16 protein-coding genes and 1 tRNA gene are annotated in these 26162 nt (G+C 65.1%); 13 read left to right on the forward strand and 4 right to left on the reverse strand.

The window, feature by feature from the left end:
* The first annotated feature begins 18 nt into the window (after positions 1-18).
* The gene (locus G3I17_RS11755) at positions 19-618 is read left to right on the forward strand and encodes a hypothetical protein (RefSeq protein WP_164595993.1); all 600 of its coding nucleotides are present in this window, start codon (positions 19-21) and stop codon (positions 616-618) included.
* Positions 619-706: 88 nt separating this feature from the next.
* Here G3I17_RS11755 and G3I17_RS11760 read toward each other — a convergent pair whose 3' ends face one another.
* On the reverse strand, positions 707-1726 hold the full coding sequence (locus G3I17_RS11760) for a hypothetical protein (RefSeq protein ID WP_164595994.1): 1020 nt from the start codon (positions 1724-1726) through the stop codon (positions 707-709).
* Positions 1727-1924: 198 nt separating this feature from the next.
* On the reverse strand, positions 1925-2554 hold the full coding sequence (locus G3I17_RS11765) for a GNAT family N-acetyltransferase (protein ID WP_203590025.1): 630 nt from the start codon (positions 2552-2554) through the stop codon (positions 1925-1927).
* Positions 2555-2991: 437 nt separating this feature from the next.
* On the opposite strand from G3I17_RS11765, the gene G3I17_RS11770 reads away from it, so the two are divergent.
* From G3I17_RS11770 to G3I17_RS11800, 7 genes are all read left to right on the forward strand, one after another.
* Positions 2992-3068: transfer RNA gene (locus tag G3I17_RS11770), tRNA-Met, on the forward strand.
* Between the two features lie 523 nt (positions 3069-3591).
* Positions 3592-5040, forward strand: coding sequence for an FAD-dependent tricarballylate dehydrogenase TcuA (gene tcuA / locus G3I17_RS11775; protein WP_164595995.1), 1449 nt, complete (start codon positions 3592-3594; stop codon positions 5038-5040).
* A gap of 181 nt (positions 5041-5221) precedes the next feature.
* Entirely contained in the window at positions 5222-5752 is a 531-nt protein-coding gene (locus G3I17_RS11780; protein WP_343238268.1) for a SidA/IucD/PvdA family monooxygenase, read from the forward strand.
* A gap of 21 nt (positions 5753-5773) precedes the next feature.
* A complete protein-coding gene (locus tag G3I17_RS11785; protein WP_164595996.1) occupies positions 5774-6049 on the forward strand; it encodes an MbtH family NRPS accessory protein in 276 nt (91 codons plus the stop codon).
* Positions 6050-6117: 68 nt separating this feature from the next.
* Positions 6118-6531, forward strand: a complete 414-nt coding sequence (gene panD, locus G3I17_RS11790; protein ID WP_164595997.1) for an aspartate 1-decarboxylase — start codon at positions 6118-6120, stop codon at positions 6529-6531.
* Positions 6532-6756: 225 nt separating this feature from the next.
* Complete coding sequence (gene dapB / locus G3I17_RS11795) at positions 6757-7503, forward strand: 4-hydroxy-tetrahydrodipicolinate reductase (RefSeq protein ID WP_164595998.1); 747 nt, start codon at positions 6757-6759, stop codon at positions 7501-7503.
* A gap of 66 nt (positions 7504-7569) precedes the next feature.
* Complete coding sequence (locus tag G3I17_RS11800; RefSeq protein ID WP_164595999.1) at positions 7570-8400, forward strand: alpha/beta hydrolase; 831 nt, start codon at positions 7570-7572, stop codon at positions 8398-8400.
* Positions 8401-8419: 19 nt separating this feature from the next.
* Here G3I17_RS11800 and G3I17_RS11805 read toward each other — a convergent pair whose 3' ends face one another.
* Positions 8420-9091, reverse strand: a complete 672-nt coding sequence (locus tag G3I17_RS11805; protein ID WP_164596000.1) for a 4'-phosphopantetheinyl transferase superfamily protein — start codon at positions 9089-9091, stop codon at positions 8420-8422.
* A gap of 129 nt (positions 9092-9220) precedes the next feature.
* Here G3I17_RS11805 and G3I17_RS11810 point away from each other — a divergent pair, with 129 nt between their 5' ends.
* Both G3I17_RS11810 and G3I17_RS11815 read left to right on the forward strand, forming a co-directional pair.
* Positions 9221-10846 (forward strand): AMP-binding protein, encoded by a 1626-nt coding sequence (locus G3I17_RS11810; RefSeq protein ID WP_164596001.1) that lies wholly within the window; start codon positions 9221-9223, stop codon positions 10844-10846.
* Positions 10847-10850: 4 nt separating this feature from the next.
* Positions 10851-12071, forward strand: a complete 1221-nt coding sequence (locus G3I17_RS11815) for an FAD-dependent monooxygenase (protein ID WP_164596002.1) — start codon at positions 10851-10853, stop codon at positions 12069-12071.
* Between the two features lie 70 nt (positions 12072-12141).
* Here G3I17_RS11815 and G3I17_RS11820 read toward each other — a convergent pair whose 3' ends face one another.
* Entirely contained in the window at positions 12142-21765 is a 9624-nt protein-coding gene (locus tag G3I17_RS11820; protein ID WP_164596003.1) for a non-ribosomal peptide synthetase, read from the reverse strand.
* 77 nt (positions 21766-21842) lie between these two features.
* Between G3I17_RS11820 and G3I17_RS11825 the strand changes: the two genes are divergently transcribed.
* Genes G3I17_RS11825 through G3I17_RS11835 form a run of 3 tightly spaced genes read left to right on the forward strand, consistent with a single transcriptional unit; the run spans position 21843 to position 26130 of the window.
* Complete coding sequence (locus tag G3I17_RS11825; protein ID WP_164596069.1) at positions 21843-23516, forward strand: ABC transporter ATP-binding protein; 1674 nt, start codon at positions 21843-21845, stop codon at positions 23514-23516.
* Positions 23513-25276 carry an ABC transporter ATP-binding protein gene (locus tag G3I17_RS11830; protein ID WP_164596004.1) on the forward strand — a complete coding sequence of 588 codons (1764 nt, stop codon included), beginning with the start codon at positions 23513-23515 and terminating at the stop codon, positions 25274-25276. Before G3I17_RS11825 ends, G3I17_RS11830 begins: the two co-directional genes overlap by 4 nt.
* The gene (locus G3I17_RS11835) at positions 25273-26130 is read left to right on the forward strand and encodes a class I SAM-dependent methyltransferase (protein WP_164596005.1); all 858 of its coding nucleotides are present in this window, start codon (positions 25273-25275) and stop codon (positions 26128-26130) included. The genes G3I17_RS11830 and G3I17_RS11835 overlap by 4 nt, the downstream gene beginning before the upstream one ends.
* Positions 26131-26162: the final 32 nt, after the last annotated feature.

Raw genomic sequence — 26162 nt, forward strand, 5'->3', positions numbered from 1 at the left:
TCGCCTGAGGAGGCAGCCATGTCGTGTTCTTCGTCTTGGTCCGTGGTCCGGCCCGCAACCCGTCGTATCGTGATCGGCGGCGCGATCGCCGTGCTCGCGGCACCGGCCGCACTGGGTGCTCTGCTACCGACCGCCGCGGCAGCAAGCCCAGCTCCAGCCTCACCGTCCGGTCAGCACCGGACGTCCCCATCGACCCAGCAGAGGGCGTGCACCTTGGACGGATTCGCCATCGACCACCTACCCGGCGGCATCGGCTCGCCGAGCGACTTCGAGTACGAGTGGGAGGAGGTCGTCTTCCACAGCCGCGTCTGGGAGACCGGCCCCGACCCGGAGGGCGCGACCAAGGTCGACCTGACGGTCAAGACGGTCCGGGGCGACAAGGTGATCGACCTCGAGACGCTGCGGACCTTCCTCGCGGAGTACCACGAGAAGGATCCGGAGACCTGGGAGCTGACCGCCGTCGACGTCGCCGGGTACGGCGGCTATCGCGCCGACGACGAGGTGTTCTTCTTCATCTCGCCCGGGATCGCCGCCGAGGTGTCGATCGACCGCACCCGCTTCAGCGAGGACGACCTGCTGACCACAGCCATGGGCTTCCACCCGGAGGACTCCGCCTGACCTGGCGCGGGGCCCACACCGAGCGTTGTCGGTGTGGGCCCCGGCCGGTGGTACTACGTTGTGCTGCGTCTTGCTTCGGCCTGCCGCGTCAGAGGATCGAGTTGGCGCTGACCGTGAAGCCGGTGTTGACCGGCGCTCCGGCGTTGGTGAAGCAGTTGACGTCACGCACGATCAGATCCGGACCCGAGGTGCTGTTGGTCCAGAACGTGTTCATCCCGCAGAAGTTCGAGTTCGACCCGTAGGCGGTCACCTGGACCGTGTTCTGGGTGAAAGCGATCCGCGGGAAGGTGACCATCGACAACCCGGGACCGGCCGGGAGGATCGTGTTCGCTCCGAGCCCCAGTACCGAGTTGAGGTTGGTGCTCAGCGGTCCGGCCGGCGGCTGGTTGAGGAAGAAGCCGAAGTACTTCGGCGGGTAGGCCGCTCCGTACAGGGAGGCCTTGTACTGGTAGGTGAGGGTGAAACGCGTGTTGAACAAGGCGCCGGCCGAGTTGAAGCAGAGCACCTTCACGTCTTGACCAGCGCCGCTCGAAGTCCAGGTCTGGACCTTGCAGCGTGCGCCGGTCTGCGGGTTGACGGCCGTGGCCTGGAGACTGCCGTCGAGAGTCCCGCCGGCCACCAGCCCGGGGAACTTCACCTGCCACTGCCCGACACCGAGCGGCGTCGAGGTGTTCGGAGCTCCGGCCGAGTTGTACTGGCTGACGAGTGCGCCGTTCGGCTGCGAATCGACATACCCGAACAGACCCGGCGCCGGACCACCGGACGCACTGACGAAGAAGGCGCTGAAGCTCGTCACATCGAGCGCACCGCCGACGCGGTAGCAACGGATGTTGACGATCTCGTCAGGCCCGGACTGGAACCAGTTCTCCGCCTGGCACCAGTGCGGCGCGTTGTTGATGGCCGTGACGTGCACGACCCCACCGGGCGCACCCTGTCCCGGGAACTTGAGCTGGTACCGGCCGGGTGCCAGCGGGATGACGCTGCTACCGGCCGGCCAGGTGCCGGTACCGATGGTGGTGCCCGCGGTTTGGTTCCACAGCACCCAGGCCTTGCGGTCGGGGACGGCGGCGTTTGCGGGCTGGATGATCGTGAGGGCCGCCGCCAGCATCAACAGACATGCTAGGAGGCGGGCAAGCAAAGACGGTCGTGGCATCGGATTCCCCCCTTAAGGAAATTCGCTCAGGAACGATTACTGGGGGAATGCAAGCATGCGCGTTCGGCGATTGGCAATAGCTCACTGTGAGGCCTTGTATACAGAGCGTTTGATTGATCGGCTACCGATCGCGCGATGCAAACGATGGATTGATCAGTGCCCGATCAGCCGATGCAAACGATGGAATGTCTGCCCGAATCCGAGTCGCGGCCACGCCCTGGAGGACAGCAGATTCGTCACCCGCCAATCCGTCACCACGGAGGTGTACCCGGCCTCGGCAGCCCAATTGAGCACGGCCTCACCCAGTGCGCGCCCAGCCCCGAGACCACGGGCCTCGGGGAACACCGCCGCATAGGCAAGGAATCCTGCATTGTCAGGCTGGGCCAGCCCGCTGTGCGCGCTGGACTTCTCGATCGAGCACCCGATCGACAGACCGATCACCTTCTCGTTGCGCTCAGCAACAAAGGTGGCGTAGTCCCGGTCGTCGATCGATTCTTCCCAGTCGGCGAGCGCTTCCTCGAGCGTCGGCATCTCCCCGGCGCTGAACACCGGCGCCAGCCCCTGATGCTGAGGCAACGCAAGCTCCAGCTCGGCCAGCACTGGGACATCGCCACGCTCCGCGCGCCGAATGGTCAGGCCGGATCGATTCGGCAACGGTGCCGCCGGCGCCGGGCGTACGGCATGCGCGTGCTGCGCCCCGAACCCCAACCGGAACCAGGCATCGACCAACTCTGCCTCATCAGGAACCAGCGCGTAGGCGCCGTCTTTCCGTCGGCCACCCATTTGGTTGCCGCGACCGCATACAGGTCCCGGATTCGCTCCGCTTCCCGCACAGCCTGCCCCGCGCGCTCGACCCAGATATTCTCTCCCCACACAGGCGAAGACTTAGGGGCCCCCAGCAAATACCCGGTGACCTCTCCGTCCTCCACCAGCACGGCCCCCGACGCACCCTCGGTCTCCCAAGCGGCTGTCACCTCAACGAGCGCAAGCTGTGGGTCCTCATACTCAGCCGGCAACAACGGATGCCGCACCCGATGCCGTTGCTGCCGCTCAGCCAGCAACCGCCCCGCGGCCCGCAGATCAGCCGTCTCGAACGCCCGCACCACCCCATGTCCCATCCCCAAAAACTACGCCGCCCGCCCCCACCGCGACACGCCTTTTCCCTCCCGGCCCCCGATTTGGACTACAGACCAACGTCCCCTAAACTAAAGACACAACGGCGCGGGGTGGAGCAGCTCGGTAGCTCGCTGGGCTCATAACCCAGAGGTCGCAGGTTCAAATCCTGCCCCCGCTACCATGGAAGGCCCTCTGGCCAGGCGAAAGCCCGGTCAGAGGGCCTTCGTTATTCGCGCTGAATCAGGCCGGCTACGGTCTGGCCTATGGTCTGGGAATCGCGTCACCGGTCCTCACTGGGGCTGAGCTGGGTGACCTCCGCACAGTTGATCCGCGTAAGCGGGCCAGGGCTTGGACTCGGGTCAGGGTCAGGTCGCGGCGGAGGATCCAGGCCAGCCCGGCGGTCAGGATCATCGTGATGCTCAGGGCAACGGCTGCCCTCGTGGGCGCGGCTCTTTCGTGACGCCTCAGACCGCCCTCTCGGCTAAGCCGCAGAGGTGCGCTGCCCGGTATCCGCGCACGCTCCCTCGCCCGAGTCATCACATAAGTGGCAGTGGTCCAGAACACATGACCATCTAATTTAGGTAAGGCTAAGCTCAGCCTGACCACAGTCGATGCCGGCCGGTCGGGCTACCGGTGGCAACTCGTCTGGGTTGACGAGGCAGCTTGGTTGCCGAAGGAGTGTGGTTATCGGTGGGGAGGTGCACATGCGCAATCCGGAGGTTGTTGTGGTCGGCGGAGGAAACGCCGGTTACTGCGCAGCTCACGCGGCGGCCGAGCGTGGGCGACGCGTAGTGCTGCTGGAGAAGGCGCCGCGGGCGCATGCCGGTGGGAACAGCTACTACACGCTAGGTTCGACCCGGATGGTGCACGACGGGCTCGGCGACCTGCTCGAGGTCCTCGAGCCTGATGAGCGTCACGCGCGTACTGAGGTCCCGCCGTACTCGGCGGCGGAGTTCCTGGCCGATCTGGAGCGGGTCACCGAGGGGCGGGGCGACAAGGAACTCGCCGAGGCTGTCGTCGAAGGCTCGCGTGACGCTGTCCGCTGGTTGCATGCATTGGGACTGCGATTCCAGCTGATGTACGAGCGGCAAGCTCACGAACGTCCTGACGGGACCTTCGTGTTCTGGGGTGGATCGCACGTGAGCAACGTCGACGGCGGTCCCGGGCTGATGTCGGTCCATGAGCGTGTCGCATCACGACTCGGAGTCGAGGTGCACTACGGCTGCTCGGTCACCGGGCTGATGACTGATGGTGGTTCGGTCGTCGGCGTTCGGATAGGTGATCAGGAGCTTCCAGCGGAGTCGGTGGTGATCGCCAGTGGCGGTTTCGAGGCGAATGCGCAATGGCGTCAGCGCTACCTGGGAGACGGCTGGCAGCACGCGAAGGTGCGTGGCACGCCGTACAACACCGGTGACCTGATCCGCGCGGCTCTGGAGATAGGCGCAGATCGTGGAGGCGACTGGTCGACTTGCCATAGCGTTCCGTGGGACGCGTCATTTCCCGAGAACGAGAGCAATCGTGCCTTGACGAACCGGCTCAGCCGGTACGGCTATCCGCTCGGCATCGTTGTCAACCGCCGGGGTCAACGGTTCCTCGACGAAGGCGCGGACTTTCGCAACTATACGTACGCGAAGTACGGCAAGGTGATCCTCGAACAGCCGGGTTCGGTAGCGTTTCAGGTATTCGATGCGAAGTCGCACTCGATGCTGACGGCGTACGAGTACGAGATGCCCGGGATCATCCCGCTTGTCGCCAACAGCGTCGAAGAGCTTGCCTCGGCCATGGATGTCGATGTCGACGGATTCGTGCAGACGGTTCGGGAGTTCAACTCATCGATCGACACCAGCCGTCCGCTCGATCCGACGATCAAGGATGGCCGCAGCGCATCGGTGGAGCCCGTCAAGAGCAATTGGGCATCGGCGGTCGAGGCGCCGCCGTACCATGCGTATCCGGTGACTTGTGGAATCAGTTTCACCTTTGGTGGCCTTCGCGGTGACGTTGATGGCCGGGTGCTTGATCGGTCGGGTGAGCCCATCCCCGGACTCTTCGCGTGCGGTGAGACGCTCGGGGGGCTCTTCAGCGGGAACTACCCGACAGGTGCCGGCCTGACCGCGGGAATGGTGATCGGGCGACGCGCAGGCTCGCTCGCCTGAGCCGGTGACCAGCACCAGTCGCCAACTCACGGGTGATCGCGATGTTCGCGGTGGCGTGCGGCGTACGCCAACTGTGGTTAGGCTTGCCTAAGTTGTTGGTGCTATTGTCGTCGCTCGATGAGGGATGGCCAGTCATTGCGCCGTTCGTTCGCGACCTGTGGCACAAGGGGCCGATTGCCGGATGACGATGGATGAGTTGATCGAGGACGGTGGCCGTCGTCTCGTAGTGGGAGATCGTGCCGGCGGTGAGGTTGACATTCTTGGTATCGGTTTCGGGTCGTCGAATCTGAGTCTGGCGATCGCGATTGAGGAATTCAATGATCGTCATCCTGCCGGTCGGCGGCTGACGGCGAGGTTTGTCGATGTCCGGCGGCAGTTCGGGTGGCATGACGGGATGCTGTTGCCGGGCGCGACCATGCAGATCAGTTTCCTGAAAGATCTGGTCTCGCTGCGGACCCCGACCAGTCCGTTCACGTTTCTGAACTATCTGCAGGAGCAGGGGCGGCTGTCCGACTTCATCAATCTCAAGACGTTCTTTCCGACGAGACGTGAGTTCCATGGGTACCTGAGCTGGGCGTCCCTGCTGTCCAACGTCGCGGTCCGCGCCGCCGACATTCTGCGTGCGATCACCGACGAGCAGCCCGCATCCCAGCCCGATCACCACGCCAATCAGCAACGATTGCCTGCCGCGATCCGGACCGACCCCCGATAGGAACAACGAGGAGCAGCACTGATGGCCCAGAACCCGTTCGACGACGACAACGGTTCCTTCTACGCGCTGATCAACCGCGAAGAGCAACACTCGTTGTGGCCGACGTTCAAGCCGGTCCCAGCTGGTTGGAGCATCGCGTACGGCGAATCCGGCGGCAGATCGCGCCAGGAAGTACTCGACTGGATCGACGAGCACTGGACCGACATCCGCCCGAAGTCGTTGCGCGATCACATTTCCCGGTACGAGACACACAACACCGACAAGGCCGCCGGCACCCCCGATGCCGCCCTTGCGTAGCAAGGCGCCCCGAACACCATCGACTGATCCCGCAGAACCCACTCTGCACAACTCATAAGGAGCCGGACATGCTTCGCGAAGTCCTGGGCGGAAAAATCCACCGCGCCACCGTCACCCAGGCCGACCTGCATTACGTGGGTTCGCTGACACTCGATGTAGACCTCGCGCGGGCCGCAGGCCTGACCGAAGGCGAGAAAGTGCAAGTCGTCGATATCACCAACGGGGCCCGTCTCGAGACCTACATCATCAACGGGCCCGCCGGAGGTGGCGACATCTGCATCAACGGCGCGGCGGCACACCTCATCCACCCCGGCGACCTGGTGATCATCATGTCCTTCCTGCTGGCCGAGGAATCCGAACTGGTCGGCTACCAGCCCAAGGTCGTACACGTCGACGCCACCAACCGCATCATCGCCTTGGGCAACGACCTCGCCGAGCCAGTGCCAGGGGCGGACGATCAGGTTTCTGCTCGCCTGGCGTGAGCCTTCGATCACCTTGCCGGGGATATCGCGAACGGGTGTGCGGTCGGGTGCTGAACTTGAGCCTGGCCGCCGGCACCCGACTCGACCAGTGTGGTTTCGAAGGTCGATCTGTACGCCGCTTGCTACCGCGATCGAACCCCGCGGAACCGGGCCCCGCCCCGCTCGCAGATCCCGTGAGACTCAGGACACTGGAGCCGGGCGATCAACTTAGGATAGGCTATCCATATGACTCGAATTGCTGTGTTGGGGGCCCGCGGGCGCATGGGCGTGGCGTCGGTCCGCGCAATTGAGGCCAGCTCAGATCTGACCGTGGCTGCCGAGATCGACATCGATGACGACGTGCAGGACATCGTCGACCACAACGCTGATGTCGTGCTCGTGTTCTCGCCACCGGACGTTGCCCACGAGCACGTCCAGTGGTGCATCAAGCAAGGGATTCATGTGGTGGTCGGGACATCCGGCTTCGACGAGCAGGCTGTGGAGCAGATCCGTGCCGCGCTGGTCGACCATGCTGAGGTCAACGTGTTCGTCGTTCCGAACTTCTCGGTCGGTGCGGTGCTGTTGACCAAGTTCGCCACCCAGGCCGCCCCGTACTTCGAGTCTGTCGAGATCATCGAGATGCATCATCCTGGCAAGGTGGACGCGCCATCGGGAACAGCGCAGCACACGGCCGAACTGATCGGTCGCGCTCGCGCCGAAGCGGGTTGCGCCCCATCACCCGATGCCACCTACCTCGACCCACATGGCGTGCGCGGCGGGCGGATCGAGGGAGTCTCCGTACACGCGGTCCGAGTCCGTGGGTTCATGTCATCGCAAGAGGTGCTGTTCGGAGTCGAAGGCGAACTTCTGAGGCTGCGCTACGACTCCGTGACACGCGAGTCCATGATGCCCGGAGTGCTCACGGCACTACGCGCCGTCCCGGATCTCACCGGAGTGACGGTCGGTCTCGACGCCGTACTGAACCTGGGCTGACCCGAAGCCCGACCTCGGGCACACTCATCGTCTGCGCGTTCCGGTACCTGCGAACAGGGAGTGCTGATGCCGGTACTGGCGGTCGGCAGCCTGGAGTTGACGTACGACGTGGTCGGCGACGGCGACCTCGTCGTACTCGTGATGGGCACCGGCGCCAAGGGCCACGTATGGACCTTGCATCAGGTCCCGGCGCTGGTCGGCGCCGGATACCGGGTGGCGACCTTCGACGCCCGCGGGATCAGCCCGATGCCTCGGCAGGCAGACACCAGCTTTCCCCGCATGACGATCAACGACCTGGTCGACGATGTCGCGAAACTGATAGAGCACCTCGGTGGACCCGCGCACGTGGTCGGAACGTCACTGGGCGCACGCGTCGTACAAGAGCTGGCGCTGAGTCGCCCGGAACTCGTGCGGCGAGGAGTGGCGATGGCGGCGCACGGGCGCCTCGACGAGGTGAACCGGCGCCTGACCGCCGGCGAGCGACAGCTGTTCGATACGTCCGTGGCGTTGCCGGCTGAGTACAGGGCCGCAATCGACGCGATCGTGAACCTGTCTCCCGCGACATTGAGCGATGCCGCCAAGGCACGGGACTGGCTCGCCGTACTGGCCTACTCGGCGGGACCGATGGATTCCGGTGAGCGCGGTCAGCTCGAGGTGTCCGCCCAGCTCAAGAACCGGCTCGCGGCGTACAACGCGATCACGAGGCCACTGCTCGTCATCGGCTTCGCCGACGACCGGATGATCCCGCCCTACCTGTGCCGCGAGGTCGCCGATGCCGTACCGGGCGCGCAGTACGTCGAGATTCCCGACGCCGGCCACTTCGGCTACCTCGAGCAGCCGGAGAAGGTCAACCAGTTGATCCTCGACTTCCTGGCCGAGCGGTCCTACCTGTACTGATCAGGCACGCCGGTGTCAGTCACCGTGGCTGGTGAACCGCCGTCAACACCTGGCGGCCCGTGACTGACCACCGTCCGTCGAACCCGGCGATCGCCGTACCACCGATGCGCGGTCCGGGGACCAGCAGATGTCCGGTGAAGGTGCCGTGCTCAGGGTCGATGACGAGCTCGCAGTCGGTGAAGTCCAACCACGCATGCGTCAGCGGATACCACGTCTTGTAGATGCTTTCCTTGGCGCTGAACAACACCCGTCCCCAGTGGATCGTGGGGTACCTGGCCGCGAGCCGGGTCAACATCGGCACCTCGCCGGCAACGGTGACGGCCTCGTCGACTCCATCAGGAAGCGGCTGGTGGACTTCGGCGTCGATGCCGACCGAGGCGATGCCCGGTGAGCTCGTGACCGCCGCGGCGCGATACCCGTCGCAATGCGTGAGGCTGCCCACCACTCCGTCGGGCCAGATGGGTTCGCGGTTCTTCCCCGCCAGGATCGGCACGGCCGGATGTCCGAGCCGGGACAACGCCTGCCGTGCGCAATAGCGGACCGTCGCGAATTCGGCGCGTCGCGTCGGTACGGCGCGTGCGATCGCCGCGTACTCCTGCGGCATCAGCGTATCGAGGGGTACGTCGCTGGTCCGCTCGTCGACCTCGACGTCTTCCGGTAGCAGCGCCGCGATCCCGGTTCGGCCGGTCATAACCCACGCACGCTCTCGACGTACCACCCTCGGCCCCCTGGCGGATCGGATCCATCACCGCTGATCGTGGAAAACGTTAGGGTAGCCTACCCTTTACGGGCTAGGAGACGGCCCCTCGAAGGGAAACCAATGAGCATCGAACCGCTGACCCTTGACGGGGTCGTTCCGTTTCCGCCGGAGACGGTAGCCGAATACCTCGCCGAGGGACACTGGCACGACCAGACGCTTCCGGAGTTGCTGTTCGCCACCGCGGAGCGTTGTCCCGACAAACTCGCTGTCATCGATCGCAACTCCCAGTTGAGCTATGCACAGCTCACGGACGAGGTCTTGCGCCTCGCTGCCGGCCTGCAGGATCTGGGGCTGAGCCGTGGCGACCGGGTGGTGGTTCATCTGCCCAACACCTATGAGTACATCGCCTTCGTCTTTGCCTTGTGGGAGCTCGGGGCGGTTCCCGTCGTCGCTCCCATCGCGCACCGTCGTGCCGAGATCGAGCATTTCATCGAGATCGCCGAGGCGCGCGCCTACATCACGGTCGCCTCGGACAGCGGCACCGATCTCGCTGCGATGGCCGCCGACCTGAAGCAGCGATGGCCCCAGTTGGAGCACACCGTAGTACTCGAACGTGGCGGCGGCGGCGCTGAGTACGAGGCGCTGCAGTCGAAAGGATCGCTCGAGCACGCACGCCGGTGCAGCCCACAGGACGTCGCGCTTTTGCAGATGTCAGGTGGCACGACGGGCGTTCCGAAACTGATGCCGCACACTCACCAGACGTACGGCTACGCACTGCGGAGAAGCGTCGGGGAACGCGGCATCACCGAGCGCACCGTGCATCTGCTGGTGATCCCGATCTGCCACAGTATGTCGACGCGGTCGCCCGGATTTCTCGGTGCGTTCAGCGTGGGCGCCACCATTGTGATCGCACCGAACGGCAGCCCCGATACGGCGTTCCCGCTGATCGAGAAGCACGGGGTGACCCGCGTTTCGCTGGTCCCTCCGATCCTGCTGGCCTGGCTGAACTCCTCGCTCCGTAAGTCCTATGACCTCTCCAGCCTGAAGGTGCTCATGTGCGGAGGCGCGAAATTGGTCGAAGCAGTGGCGAGCCGGGTCGAGCCGGAGTTCGGCGTGCAGCTGTCGCAGAGCTTCGGGATGGGTGAGGGCCTCGTCGTCAGCAATCCTGCCGACGTCGATCGGGCGACCAGCGTGCGGTACCAGGGTCGGCCGGCCTCAGCCGCCGACGAGATCCAGGTCATCGATGACGAGGGCAACGAGGTGCCGCCCGGCGCACCTGGTCACTTGCTGACGCGCGGACCGTCGGTGATTCGTGGCTACTATCGCAACCCCGAGCAGAATGCGCTGGCGTTCACCAGCGACGGTTTCTACCGCACCGGTGACATCGTCGAGCGGGACGAGCGCGGATTCATCAGAGTCGTGGGCCGGTCGAAGGACCAGATCAACCGCGGCGGTGAGAAGATCGCGCCCGAGGAGTTGGAGAACGCGCTGCTCACTCACGGCGGCGTACACAACGTCTCCGTCGTCGGCATCGATGACGAGGTGCTCGGCGAACGTGTCAAGGCGTACCTGATTCCCCGGACGCCGGAGACCGCGGCCGAGCTCACCTTGGGCAAGCTGCGTCAGTTCCTGCGCGACAAGGGCCTCGCCACGTTCAAACTCCCCGATGTCGTGGAGGTCGTGGACGAGTTCCCGTACACCGCGGTCGGCAAGGTCAGCAAGCGTCTGCAGCGCGAGCTGAACTAGGCGCATGTCGACCGAGACCACACGTGTCATCATCGCGGGCGCAGGCCCCGTCGGAATGGTCTGCGCGCTGGCGCTGAACCGGCGGGGTATTCCGGTGACCGTTTTCGAGTCGGAGCCGGCACCGGTGAAGGATCAGCGCGCGGCGACCATCCATCCGAGCACACTGGAGATGCTCGACGAGCTGGGCATCACCGAGAAGATCCGGGCGGACAGCCTGCTCTCGAGCACCTATCGCTTCCACGACCGGCCGACCGGAGACGTCGTGGCGGAGTTCGATCTCGGCCGGCTCGAGAACGAGCTCCGGTTTCCGTATGTGCTGCAGTACGAGCAGTACAAGCTGACCGCCTCCATCGCCGAGCAATACGCAGGAGAATCCGACTTCGACGTGCGGTTCTCCCACACGCTGACCGGTCTGACCGAAACGGCCGGCGGCATCGAGGTGGAGTACACCTCACCCGCAGGCACAGAACGCATGTCGGCGGCCTATGTCGTCGGCTGTGACGGTGGCCGATCGACGGTGCGCAAGCTGGCCGGCATCGAGTTCGAAGGATTCACCTATCCGGAGCGGTTCATCAAGATCGCGACCAGCTTCGACTTCAAGACCGTCAAGTCGGATCTTTCGCTGCGCAACTACTTCTCCGACCCGGACGAGTGGGCCAACGTGTTCAAGGTGCGCGGAGAAACACCCGAGGGGCTCTGGCGAGTGATTCTGCCGATCGGCCACGACGAGGACGACGCCACCGCGTTGTCGCCGGCGCGCGTCGAGCAGCGGCTGCAGAAGTTCTTCCCGAAGACCGGCCCGTACCACGTCGAGTACATCAACGTGTACGGAGTCAATCAGCGGGTGGCCTCGACCTTCCGTCAGGGGCGCATCCTGCTCGCCGGCGACAGCGCGCACGTCAACAACCCGATCGGCGGCATGGGCATGAACGGCGGCATCCATGACGCCATCAACCTGACGGAGAAGCTCGCGAAGGTGATCGCCGGTGAGGCCGGCGACGACCTGCTCGACCTTTACAGCCGCCAGCGTCGCCATGCCGCAGTGAACTATGTACAGGCTCAAACGATCGCCAACAAACGGCTGCTGGAAGAACGCGACCCCGAGGTGCGTCGACAGAACTTCGACGCGCTGCGCCGTACCGCCGAGAATCTCGACACCGCTCGCGCCTACATGCGCCGCGCGGCCCTGTTCGACAGCCTGCAAGACGCTGCCGCCATCACCTGAGGACACCACGGTGCCGGCGAGTCCGGTGCAGTACGACGCGTCGACGTCGTACTGCACCAGGCGACGACAGCTACTCAGCTGACTCCTTGACCAGCAACTTCGTCAGGAGTAGGCCCCATTTGGGGAGCCCGGAGTCGGGTTCGACGATCGACTGATGGGTCTCGTCCTCAGCGACAGAGAAAGAGAAGTTGGTCAGATAACCATCCCAGCCCAGCGCGTCCTCACGACCTAGCTCCGCCACTCGGGGCGTGTGAGTTGCTGAGGATGCGATCACGAGCGCCTCGATGTCGAGACTGCCCCGCGTCGGAGTCGACGTCATGACGTCACACCGAAGTCCAGCCGTCTCGACAGCCTTCAACTGCTTCCCGTCGGCGAGCAACTCGTTGAACGCTTCCTCGCCGAAGGCTTCCCGCATTTCGGCACGCATCGACTCGGCGGATCCAGGTCGCACCAGGCGTTCCGTCGAGTTTTCTGAACCGGCCGGCATCGCATCCACGATCACCAGGGTCTCGACGCGCTCCCCTCGGGCGAGGAGCTGGCGCGCCACGGCAAACATGATGTGTGCGCCGTACGACCAACCCAGCAGTTCGTACGGTCCGGTCGGCTGCAGTACCTGGATGACGTCGGCATAGGTAGCGGAGAGGTCGTCGAGGTCCTTGAACTCGATCTCCAGGCCGACGATCGCCGGATCATCGATTCCGACCAGCCCGACTCCGTGCGGGAGGTAGCTCGACAGTTCCGAGTACATGGACGAGCCGCCGAATTTCGGGTGCGCACAGAACAGATTGCGGCCGTTCAGCGATGGCACGAATCGGTGCGCGATCGCGGTGACGGCGACCTCCGGATCCACATCCGGCTGCATCTTCTGATCGACAACCGAACTCAGTTCGCCGATCGTCGAAGCGGTGATGACGTCCCGCATCGCGATGTTCACGGGGAACGAGCGATTCATCTTCGAGGCGAGCCGCATCGCCGCGAGCGAATGCCCGCCCAGCCGGAAGAAGTCGTTCGCGGCGCCCAGGTCCAGTTTCTCATCGAGGTCGAGCACCTCACGGAAGATCGCGGCCAAGGCCAACTCCGTAGCCGACTCGAGCGCCCGGCCCGAGGCGACTCCGGCCGCGGCTACGTCCGCCGGAGGCAGCGCTCGGCGATCCAGCTTCCCGGTCGGGGTGAGGGGGAAAGACTCCACCGGGACAAGGGATGCCGGGACCATGTAATCAGGCAGGTACCTGGCCAGATGGGTTCGCAGCGACTCGCTGATGTCGAGGTCCGCGGTGGTGCTGTAGTAGGCGGCCAGTTGCAGCCCCGTGGAATGCTCGAAGGCGACCACTTCGGCGCGCGTGATCCCGGGGAATTCTTGTACTACGTCCCGGATCTCGTCCGGTTCGATGCGATAACCGCGAATCTTGATCTGCTCGTCGGCGCGACCGAGGTAGTCGATCATCCCGTCATCGTTCCAGCGAGCGAGATCGCCCGTGCGATACATCCGTTCCGCCGGTTCCCACGGACAGGCGACAAAACGTTCGGCGGTCAGCGCGGATTGGCCCCAGTACCCGCGCGCGGTTCCGTCGCCGGCCAGGTAGAGCTCGCCGGCGACACCGGGAAGGGCAGGTTGCAGGTTCTCGTCGAGGATGTAGGCCCGGGTGTTGAAGATCGGCGTTCCGACACTCGAGGTGGTGCTGTCGGCCAGATCGGCACCGAGGGCATTGATCGTGTACTCGGTAGGCCCGTACAGGTTGTAGGACTCAACTCCGGGTGCGCCGCGCAACTGCTGCCACAGCCGGTCGGGGACGGCCTCGCCGCCAAGGGAGACGAAGACGACACCGGCCGCGTCGGAAGACACGGACCGGCCGGCCGGCCGGTCTCGGTCGAGTAGCCCTTCCTCGACCAGCAGCTGCCCGTACGACGGGGTCACGTCGAACCCGTCCATACACACCTCGTCGTAGTGAGCCAGCAGCCGCTGATGGTCGCGTCGCATCTCCTCGTCGATGACGTGAACCTCGTGCCCGTTCAGTAGCCAGAACAGCTGCTCCCAGGAGGCATCGAAGGAGAAGGACGTCGTGTGCGCGATCTTCATCCGGCGCCCGCGCTGGTGGTCCACTACCCGATCGAAGATCTTCTCGACGTGGTTGAAGTACATGTTCGTCAGTCCGCGGTAGCCGACGGCGACTCCCTTGGGCCGTCCGGTGGTTCCCGAGGTGAAGATGATGTAAGCGAGGTTGTCGAGGGAGATCTGCCCGCCTCGTTCCGCTGCCGTGATCGGATCTGTAGCGATCTGCGTGAGGCGATCCACCGTCGGTGCGGAGTCCAGGTTGATCACCTTGCCGACGGCGCCGGTGAGCCGATCCACGTCGCGGTCGGTCACCAGCGTGACGGTCGGTTCAGCGATCTCGAGCATGTAGCCGATGCGTTCGTCCGGCAATTCGTTGTCCACCGGGACGTAGGCAGCTCCGATGGCGAACACCGCGAACATCGCGATGACCGTGCGCTCGTCGCGTGGCAACACCAGCGCGACCCTATGCTCCGGGCACACTCCCTCGTCCAGGAGAAGGCGGGCGTAGCGATTCACTTCAGCGAAGAACTCCACAAAGGTGAACTGCTGATCTCCGGCGACCAGCGCCGTTTCCGATCCGGACAGCCGGACCTGCCGGTGCAGCAACTCGCCGACCGTGACCGGTTCGATGTCGCGGACGAGATCAGCGGCGATCCCCGTGTGCGGGTCGGTCTCGTCCGGCAGCAGCGCGGACAACGTACCAACGGCCTCGTCCAGCCCGCGAGTGAGAGAAACGAGCACCTGGACGTAGCGCTTGAGCAGCAGCTCCGCGGCCGGGGCATCGAAAATGTCCTGGCGGTAGGACAGGCGCACGTGCACGGTCGCCGCTCCGTCGCGTTCTTCTGGGTCGACCGCGAACGTCACCGGGTAGTGGGTTGCGTCGTCGACCTTTGCGCCGACCACCTGCAACCCGGCGGTGTCCGGCCCGTCAGTCTTACCGAGTGGCACGTTCTGCACCACGAAGAGCGTGTCGAACAGAACAGGAACGCCCGCATTGGTCTGGATCTGGGTCAGAGCGGCTTGTGGATAGTCGATGACGCGCACCTGCTCGGACTGGACCCGGGCGAGCAGTTGCCGATTCGTTTCGAACGGGGGCAGGTTCACCCGCATCGGAACGGTGTTGAACAGCAGCCCGATGATTCGGTCGGCGTCGGGCAACGACGGCGGCCGGCCGGAGACGGTGTTGCCGAAGACGACGTCATTGCTGCCGGTGAGCCGGCTTAGCGCGATCCCCCAGGCGGTCTGCAGCAAGGTACCCACCGTGACCTTGGCGTCTCGTGCGGTACCGAACACCATCGCGGCCTCTGCCGGGCTGAGATCGAGGTGAAGTTCACCGGTCTCGCCCTGTGCGTCACCGACGTCGACGAAGTCCGGGCACAGCAACGTCGGGCCAGCCAGTTCCGCAAGGTAGTCGTCCCAGGCGCGATAGGCGGTAGCGGGATCCTGCTCGTCGACCCAGTCCAGGTAGGAGCGGAAAGACACCGGTCGCACGCGATCGACGTATCCGTCATCAGCGTAGATGCTGAGGATCTCAGCGAGTAGCGCGTTGATGGACCATCCGTCCAGCAGGATGTGCTCAAAACTCATGACCAACGTCCACGCTTGGTGGTCGTGTTCGAGCAGTGTGAATCGGATCAGCGGCGGGATCTCGAAGTCGAACGGCTCACCTCGCTCGGCCGCCAGGAATTGCTCCACATCGACCCCGCGGCCATCCCATTCGTCCAATCGGATGACCCGCACCGGGACTTCGACGCCGGACGGGATCACCTGTACGTCCCCGGGAGGGATGAACGCCGCCTGGAGGTTGGGGTACCTCTCCATCGCACTGGCGATGGAAGCCGTCATCCGGCCGGGATCGAGATCTCCCGCAATCTGGCGGGTGATCTGCGAGACGTAGGTGTTGTGGTCGTCAGATTCCTGGGACCGCAGTAGGTGATAGAACAATCCGCGTTGCAGCGGGGCAAGCGGAAGGATCTGGACGCCGTGCCCGTAGCGGGCTCGGATGGATTCTTCTTCGACGGGCGTCAACGTGACCCGGTCAGCGCGACGCAGAGTGAATGCGTCTCGACGCTCGTGGCCGGGGGCCGGGATTCCGGCTCCGCCAATCTCTTCGGTGATGGCGACGGCCAGCGCCAACGTATCGACATCAACAGTGTGCGCCGACTCCACCCAGACGCGGACGACGCAATCGTCGGGTTCACTACCCGCGACGAGGACATGGATGCCGAGTCCGTCCTCTGGTACTCCGACACCCGCAGCAGGCTCGGTGATCAACTCCGCTTGACTACGGAACACGCCTATGCGGATCCGTGGAATCGGAAGATCATCGAAGAAGCGGCTGAACCGGGGGTGTCCGGCCAGCGAGGCATAGTCGGCCGCTCGCTCCGGGCTCAGTCCGATGACATCACCATCATCAAGTAACACGGGGGATCTACGCGTCATCAGGGGACCGTCGGACTCGTGGAGCTCCACGAGCAGATCACCTTCAGCGACCCCGGCCAAGGCCTTGGCCACGGCCGTCAGCACCACGGACCGCAGGGAAGTTTCGTCTGCGGTGGAGGCCGAACGTCCAGCCGTGACACTGAACGCTTCCGAAGCTACCGAGTCGCCTCGCTTCCGCAGCACAGTGGCGGTCGCATCAGCGAGCTGATCTACCCAGTCCTCCCAGAACGGATCGTCAAGGACAGCCGTCAACTCGTCGTCGTTGTATCCAGCCGCAGCCCGGGGAGACGTGCCGACAACCATCGGAATGCTTGCCTGATAGGCGGTGACCAGCTCGGTGAGCTTCTCCCGGACCGCATCCAGCAGCTCAGGGTTGCTGGTCTCGGCGATCAGTTCACCGGCGCCGCTGTCGCGGATCGCCAACCGCAAGGCGAGACCTGCTCCCGACAGGGCATGACTGACGTGGTCGATCGCCGCTCGCCAGAGCGGAGCCACGCTGATATCGAAATCCTCGAGAGCCAACTGGAAGCGGGGAATGTCCCGGACGTTGTCGACAGCTGGGGTCCGGCCCTCGTTGCCGGCACGAACGATCTGGGCGAGTTGCTTGACCGTCAAATCCGGGTGCCGCGAACCAAGCACCAGGAAGCGCGCTGTGTTCCGTAGCAATCGTGCAGTGGTTTCCGCCGAGAACAACTCGCGGGCCGCGTTCAGGTTCATTCCGAATGCCCCGCTGTCAAGTCTTTCGATACTCGACACGAGATCGAACAGCGCGGGCTGAGACGCCAGCGGGCCATCCGCAGTGGTCGAGGTGTAGTTGGTGAGCGGCGACGCCGCACCCGAATCTCCACCGCGATCCACGTAGGCGGCCATCACCTGGAAAAGCGGACTGATCCCGACCCGCCGCGGCGGGTTCACCGCCTCGACGACGTGCTCGAACGGGACGAGCTTGTGGTCAGCGGCTTCGAGCATGCGATCGCGGCAACGGAGCAGCGTCTGCGCGAACCCGGCTTCGGCGTCGATATCGGCACGCACCACGACGGTGTTCACGAAATAGCCGATCAGGTCGTGCAACTCGGGCTGGTCGCGCAAACTGGCTGGGGTGCCAATGGGTACGGTATCGCCTGCCCCTTCGTCCCAGAGCGCCAAGGAGAATGCCGCAATCAACGCCTGAAGCGGTGTTGCCTTGTGTTCGACCAGTAATTCGTCGACCGTGGCGGTCTCATTGCTGGTGAGGGACGTGGTGGCCGGCCGGATGGTTCGCTCTTCGGATCCGTCACGTGGTTGGTCGAGGGGCAGGACGGTTTCCGTCGGGAGATCTGACAGCATGTCCTGCCAGTACCGCAGGTCCGATTGATAGCGAGACTCCGGATCTTTCCGATTTCCCAGCACCTGCCGCTGCCAGACCGCAAAGTCGGCATACTGGGTCGGCAAGGGCTCGACCTCAGTGGAATTGCCGGCAGCCGCTTCGAGGTAGAACTTGTTCAGTTCATGAACAAGGACCCCGAAGGAATCCGCATCGGTGATGATGTGATGCCCGTAAGCTACCAGCACGTCGCCGTCGGCATGGCGCAACAAATGGAACTTCAGCCCGAACTCGGAGGTGAAGTCCAGTGGCAATGCGGCAACCTGAGCGATCTTGTCATTGAGCAGCTCGGGACCGACGTGTTCGACCTCCAGGACCAAGGTGTCGTCGTCGGGTTCCGGACAGATGACCTGGCGGAGCGATGAGGTCTCCTCGTCCGGCACGAGGATGGTACGCAAGATCTCGTGCCGAGCGACGATCCGACGTACCGCCGTTGCCAAAGCATCCAGGTCGAGCCGCTCGCCGGCTTGCAGCACGATTTCAGTCCGATAGATCGGACGCCCGACGATCTGCTCCGTGAACCAGAGTGCTTGTTGTCCGTAGGAGACGGGGAGCACGGCAGGGCGTGGTAAGTCGCCGATTCGTGGGCCGGGTGCTGCAGTGGTTGCAGTGGTGTTGTCGGCGATGCGGGCGAGTTCGCTGATGCGGGGATGGTCGAAGACATCGCGGAGTGTCAGCGCGATGCCAAGCAGTGCGTTGACGCGTGCGACGACTCGTGTCGCTAGTAGCGAGTGTCCGCCGAGGCGGAAGAAGTCGGTGTCCACGCCGAGATCGGTGTCGTCGGCGAGGTGGAGTACGTCGCGGAAAATGCCGGCGAGAGCGATTTCGGTGTCGGTTTCGGGTAGCCGGCCATCGGCTGCACCTGCAGCGAGGTCTGCTTGCGGCAAGGCGTGGCGGTCGAGTTTCCCGTTGGCGGTGACCGGGAATCGGTCCAGACGCATCAAGGTTGCGGGCATCATGTAGTCCGGTAACGACCGTGCGAGATGCTCGCGCAGCGAGTCGCACAGCACCGCATCTTCGGCCGCCGCGGTACCTGCCGTGGTCACGTACGCCGCGAGGTATTTTCCACCGGCCGGGTGATCAAAGGTGACGATCGCAGCACCCGATACCTCCGGGTGCTGTTCGAGGACAGCGCGGATTTCGGCGGGCTCGATCCGGTAGCCGCGAATTTTCACCTGGTCGTCGCTGCGGCCGAGGTACTCCAACTGGCCTTGGGCGTTCCATCGCACGACATCGCCGGTGCGATACAGCCGAGCGCCGTCGTCGCTGAACGGATCGGCCACGAATCGGTCGGCGGTCAGGCCTGCGCGGGCGACGTATCCGTCGGCGAGTTGCACCCCACCGAGATAGAGGTCGCCTGCGATACCGGCCGGCACTGGACGCAACCAGGCATCGAGGACTCGTGCAGTGGTGTTCGCTACCGGAGCACCGATTGGGGTGTTGTCGGTGATGATGGCGGTTGTGCCGTCGCCGGTGACCTCGGTCGAGCCGTAGAAGTTGTGCAGTGTTGCTTGTCGTGCGGCGGTTTGCATGGTGTCCGCGGTGACCGGGCTGAGTGCTTCACCGGAGGAAATCCAGTGCCGGATCGAGGTCAAGGCCGCGGGTGCGTCGTCGTGACGGACGAGGACGTCGGCGAGGCTGGGCACGGTCAGTAGATGTGTGACGCGGTGCCGGGCGATCGTGTCCAGCAGACCGACTGGATCTTGCGCGGTTTCTGCAGGCACGACCACGACTCGGGTGCCGGCGATCATCGGCCCGAACAACTCGGTCACGGCATCGACAAAACCGACGCCGCTCTTCGATAACGCTACACTGCCTGGCTCGTACTTCAGTACTTGCTCACCCCACGCGAGGCGATTCACCAGTGCTCGATGTGAAACTGCGACGCCTTTCGGGTTTCCCGTCGTTCCTGACGTGAAGATCACGACAGCAGCGTCCAGTTCGCTCAGCGGCCGCGCCAGAATCGGGGCGGTTTTCTCGCCGACGGCCAAGCGTTGCTGCACTTCGTGGTCGTCGATCCGGAGTACTGGTGCCGGATGCTGACCCAGCAGGTGTTTGTGCGTTTCTGCGGTAATCACCACACCGGGTGCGGCGTTGTCGAGAATGTGTTTGATGCGTTCTGCGGGGTATCCCGGGTCGATCGGTACGTAGGCCGCGCCGGCCCGCATCACTGCGGTAAGTACCACTACCAGGTCGACCGACCGTGTCATGGCGATCGCGACCCGGTCCCCGACCCGCACACCCTGATCGATCAGCAGCCGAGCCAACGCGTTGACCCGCGTATCGAACTGGCCATAGGTAAGTTCGGTGCCGTCATCGGCGACGACCGCGACCAGGTCCGGGCTCTCCGCTACCCGGCGGCGCACCAGCTCATCAACAGTCGCCGGTGCAACATCAAGCGCCTCACCCTGCGTCCACGTCGAGTCTGTGCCATCGGTGTCCAGCGTGAACCCGGCGCTCAGTTCGTGCAGGGTTTGGAGCGGGGAGCCGTCGAGGGCGGCGTTGAGGAAGCGGCCGAACTGTTCGGCATGCAGGACTGGGTCGCTGGTGGCGGAGCCTGAGGATGCTTCCAGGCGGATTCCGGAGTCCGGGTCGCGGTAGATCGCGAGGTCGAGTGACCCGACCGGGCCGGTGCTGATTGTTTCGGGGACCGCGACGGTGCCGCCCAGGCGCGGCATTGATTCGAAAAGTCTGATGTTGATCGTCGGGAGGGCGAGATATGAGGCTTGGCCATTCGGCCACAAACGGGCGATCTGGTGATCTTCGACGCTTGTGTGGTGTCGGGAAGCTTTCAGTTGTTCTGCGACGACCTGAAGGACATTCTCGAAGGTGTCGTAGGGACTGATCTCGGTGACGACCGGGATTGCTCTGGAGATCGCGCTGGGTGTTTTCAGTGATTCGCGGTCGTCGCGCAGCATCTGGGGAACCCGGACCGCTATGCAGTCACGGCCGTCGACCAGAGCGGTGTAAACGCCCCACAAGGCAATGAGGGAATCGGTCCAGGAAACCCGCGAAGCGCGAGCGAACCGCTGAACCCTCGAATACGTGTCATCAGGTAGCGGGACAACGACTGGCTGACTCGAGGAGACGAAGACCCCGGAGAAGTCCTCCGTGCTCTCGTGGCCGGCGCTCTCGATCCCGAGGACGCCCGTCCAATACGCGACACCTTCGTCGACCCCGGAATCGCCGTGCTCCTTGGTACCGGTGACGTCTTTCAGACTGCCGAACCAGCGGTCCGGGACCGGATCAGCTGCTTGTGTCGCGGAGTAGACCTCGGCAACGCGGCGAATGAAAAGAGAAATGCTGTAGCCGTCGACGAGCAGGATGTTGGTGACCAGGATCCATCCCCAGGTTCCGTTCTCGCGACGGACCAGAGTCGAGCATGTCGTCGGCTCTGCGGCAGTGGCCGGTGCTGCGGTGAGTTGTTCGCGGGCCATGACCCGGATCTGATCGTCGCCGTGGCCCGCGTCCACGATCTCTGTCGACAGCGTGGTCGCGGTGTCGACGTACTGGAAAGGGACGCCGTCGTCGTCGCTGAATCGGACTCGTAGCGCATCGGTTTCCGTGAAGACAGTACTCACCGAGGATGCGAATGCGGCTGGATCGATCGGGCCGTCCAGCCAGATCAGTTGACCTGCGCAAAAGACCGATGACTCAGGGGCAAGTCTCCGTGCCACCCAGTTACCTCGCTGGCTGGCAGTCAACTCCACATGATCAAAAGCCGTCAACTGAGGCACATCCACTTCTCTTGAGACCAGGTCGAGCGGACCGAGGCAAGGATCTGCAATATTAATGAAGGTTAGGCTAACCTTGCAACGTGCCGCCCACCCCGCCACCCAACCGCCCCGCAACGACGGCCTCGGACTCCGACCCGTCCGGGCTGGGTCGGGGACCTTTGACCCGTCGGTTGCCTGTGCTTTGGCAGGCGCCCACCGATCCGCCCGAGGTCCAGCCGTTCGAGGCCGACGCGGGGACTACGGCCGGTCGATTCCTGGTGCGTGTGATCCTCTCGGTGCGGCGGGTCACCGTTCCTGCGACGCTGGCAGCGATCGTGTGGCAGGTGGGTGAGGCGGCGGTCCCGGTGGTGATGGGCGTCGCGATCGACCGGGCGTTGGCAACCGGGAATGCGGGGCAGTTGGTGCTGTGGATCGGCGCACTGGTGGCCTTGTACATCGTGTTGACGGTGGCGGCGAAGTTCGCTACTCAACTGACCGCGTACGCGGTGCAGTTGCTGCAGCACCGCATCCGCAGCACCCTCTCGACCCGCGTGCTGCATCCGGTCGGCGGCGGCGCCCACGCGCCGGATGGAGGCGTCGTCTCGGTGATGACCAACGACGTCGCCCGCCTGGCCAACGGAGTCCAGCTCGTCATCATGCCGATCGCGAGGATCATGACCATCGGATTCATCGCCGTATCGCTGTTGACGACACACTGGCTGCTCGGGCTTGCGGTGCTGGTGGGGGCGCCGGTGGCTGTGTGGTTGATGGGCCTGCTCAGCGAGCGGCTGTCCCGGGACACCCGCGAGTACCAGGGACTGCTGGCCACCACAGTCGGCCTGGCCACGGATGTCGTGGCCGGATATCGGGTGGTCAAGGGGATACGCGCCGAGACCGAGGCGACCAGAAGGTACCGGCAGGCAAGCCAGGAGACGCTCGTCGGCGCCAAGCGCAATGCGGGACTGCTGGGGAGGTTTCTGATGGGCTCCGGTGTGGTCACCGGCACCTTCGTTGCAGCGGTGATGGGGCTGGCGGGCTGGTTCGCCGTGGATGGGCAGCTGAGCATTGGCGAGCTGATCGCCGCCGTCGGCCTCGCTCAGGCGCTGCTGCCGCAGATCCAGTCGATCGCGAACGATTCCATCCCCAACCTTGCCGGAGCCCGCGCCTCGTCCGCGCGTGTCCTCGACGTGCTGAAGACCGACGTCGCCGTGGCGCCCGAGCCTGACGACGCGACCCGGCCGGAGGTTCCGCAGCTACCGGTGCTGGAGGTGTCCACGCCCAGCGCGACGATCCGGGTGGAGCCCGGCGAGCTCGTGGGAGTGCGCGCCGACGACTTGACCGCTGCCCGTGTCGCGGAGGCGCTGCTGGATCCGCGCGGGCCTGACGGCGAGATAGCGGTGCGGCTGGACGGGATTGCTGCGGGGGAGTTGACCGCGCAGGAGTACCGCTCCCGGGTCACCTTCACGCCGCACCGGGTGATGCTGTTCAGTGGAACGATCCGCGACAATCTCACCGCCACCGCGGCCGCACCCGAGCTGGTGACAGCTGCGGTGCGAGCTGCGGCATGCGACGATTTCGCCGCCGATCTCGACCTCCAGGTCGGCGAGGACGGCAACCGCCTCTCCGGCGGCCAGCTCCAGCGACTTGCGCTTGCCCGCGCCCTGGCGAGCGACGCGCCGGTGCTCGTGCTGCACGACCCGACCACGGCGGTCGACCCGGTCACCGAGCACACGATCGCGGAGCGGTTGCGCGACGTCCGCGCGGGCCGCTCGACCCTGCTGATCACTTCGTCTCCCGCGTTGCTGGGCAGCTGCGACCGCGTCGTTGACCTGCTCGAGGACGCACCGATGCCGGTAAGGACAATGCCGTGAGCGGGACATCCGCAGCAACCGAGCACGCGCTGCCGGTCGCGGGCGGCAGGGAGACGGCCAGGGAGGTGTGGCGACTCAGCCGCGGGCATCGGCTCCGGCTCGCCACGGTCGGAGCGCTGGGGATCGTCAGCACCGGCGTCAACGTGATCCCGCCGGTGATCATCGGGTTCCTCGTCGACCGGGTACAAGCTGGTACCGCTGACCTCGGCACCGTACTGACGGTCACGGCCGTCATGGCGCTCTCGGCAGTTCTCGGCGCGGCCGGCACCGCGGTGACGATCGTGCTTGCCACCCGCGTCTACCACACCATCCTCGCCGCGCTGCGCGAACAGCTCGTGGGCCGCGCCATGACGCTCCCGCAGCACCTCGTCGAACGCGCCGGGACCGGGGACCTGATCTCCCGGACCAGCGACGACGTCACCGCCGTAGCCGATGCCGCCCCCGCGGTGATCCCCGCGCTCACCGTCACCGCGTTCACCATCGTCGTGTCGCTGGGCGGGCTTGCGGCGCTGGATTGGCCGTACGCCGCCGCATTTGCCGTCGTACTGCCTATCTACGTACTCGTCATGCGCTGGTACCTCCGCATCGGCCCGCGGATATATGGCGCCGAACGCGCGGCGATGAGCGCCCGAGCACAGCAGATCCTCGAGTCCCAGCGCGGCTACGCCACCGTGGTCGGGCTCGGGCTCACCGAGCAGCGGCACCACACCGTGATGGCTGCCTCCTGGGGCGTCGCGGTGTGGACGCTTCGCGCGCGCACCGTGCAGGGCATGCTCAGCATCCGCCTGAACCTCGGCGAATGTCTGAGCCTGGCCACCGTGCTCGTCGTCGGCTTCGTCCTGATCGAGGCGGACGCATCCACCGTCGGCGGCGCCACCGCCGCGATGCTGCTCGTCCTGCGCCTGCTCGGACCGGTCAACGAGCTGGTGTTCGTCATCGACGACCTCCAGTCGGCCCTGGCATCGCTCAGCCGCATGATCGGGGTCGCTACTATCCCGGAGGAAGCGGGCGAGCCGACAGTGACAGCGGACACGAGCATCGCCGTGCGGCTCCACGACGTCGGATTCCGCTATGGCGACGGGCCCCGCGTGCTCGACAACCTCACCCTCGACATCCCCACCGGTCAGCGCATCGCTGTGGTCGGCGCCTCCGGGGCCGGAAAGACGACGCTCGCCGCCGTCATCGCCGGCATCCATCTACCCGACGCCGGGACGGTGGCCCAGCCCGGCCGTACTGCGTTGATCACCCAAGAGACGCACGTGTTCGCCGGCACTCTGCGGGACAACCTCACGCTTGCCGCTCCCGGGGCCACCGACCACGACATCCACGCAGCGCTGGACGCCACCGGGGCAGCCGGTCTGCTCGACCTGCTACCGGACGATCTCAACACGATGATCGGCACCGGCGGGCATCCGCTCACCGATGCACAGGCTCAACAGCTCGCCCTCGCCCGGCTACTGCTCGCCGACCCGGAACTGGCGATCCTCGACGAGGCGACCGCCGAGGCCGGCTCCACCCATGCAGGGTTGCTGGACCGTGCCGCCGAGGCGGCTTTGCGTGGGCGCACCGGGTTGGTGATCGCGCATCGCCTCTCCCAAGCCGCGACCTGTGACCGGGTTGTCGTCCTGGAGCACGGCCGGATCATCGAGAGCGGAACACATGACGAACTGGTCGCCGCTGGTGGCGTGTACGGCGGCCTGTGGAGCGCGTGGGAGGCCGGACGAAGCATGAACATCAAATTAGGAGGGACTCGGTCATGACGGGAAACGTTGTCGGCACACCGGACAACACGGCGGTACGGACCGCGCTGTGGCGTGCCTTGCACACACAGGTGGACGAGCCGCCGCACGTCCTCGAGGACGTGCTGGGTGCCCGGCTGGCGCAGGACGACGACGGCTGGCGCGAGCGCGGAGACATGGTCCCTGGCGACTCACGAGGAAAGCGAGCCACGATCGTCGGGCGGGCTCGGTTGACCGAGGACCTGGTGGCGCAGGCCGCGAGCCGCGGCGTGGATCAATACGTGATCCTGGGCGCCGGCTTGGATACGTACGCTCAACGTCATCCCGAGGCGGGCTCGACCATGACCGTCTTCGAGATCGACCAACCGGAGACGCAGGGATGGAAGCGGAGCCGATTGATCGAACTCGGATATGACATCCCGGATTGGCTGCGCCTGGTTCCGGTCGATTTCGAAGCGAACGATGATTGGTGGGATCGACTGCAGGCGGCGGGATTCGATACCTCACGTCCCGCGGTGGTGTCCTGGCTGGGGGTCACCATGTATCTGACCGAACAGGCCACGACGGCGACCCTCAAGCGGGTGGCGAGCCTGCCGGCCGGCTCTTCGCTGATCCTCACGTTCTTCCGTCATCTCGAGGATCTCGCGCCCGAGGACGTACAAATTCGGCGAGCCTCCAGAGAGGGCGCTCGGCGGGCCGGCACGCCGTTCATCGGCTTTTACACTCCCGGCCAGATCATCGAACTGGCGCGACAGGCAGGTTTCGCGGACGCCGAACATGTGTCGGCAGCCGGCCTGGCCGATCGCTACTTCGCGGGCCGGACCGACGGCCTCCGACCGTACAGCGGCGAGGAAGTGCTGATCGCCACCGTGTGAAACAGCCGACGGAAACTATCGAAAACAGGTTG

The sequence above is a fragment of the Streptomyces sp. SID13031 genome (genome assembly GCF_010548305.1).
Taxonomy (GTDB): domain Bacteria; phylum Actinomycetota; class Actinomycetes; order Propionibacteriales; family Kribbellaceae; genus Kribbella.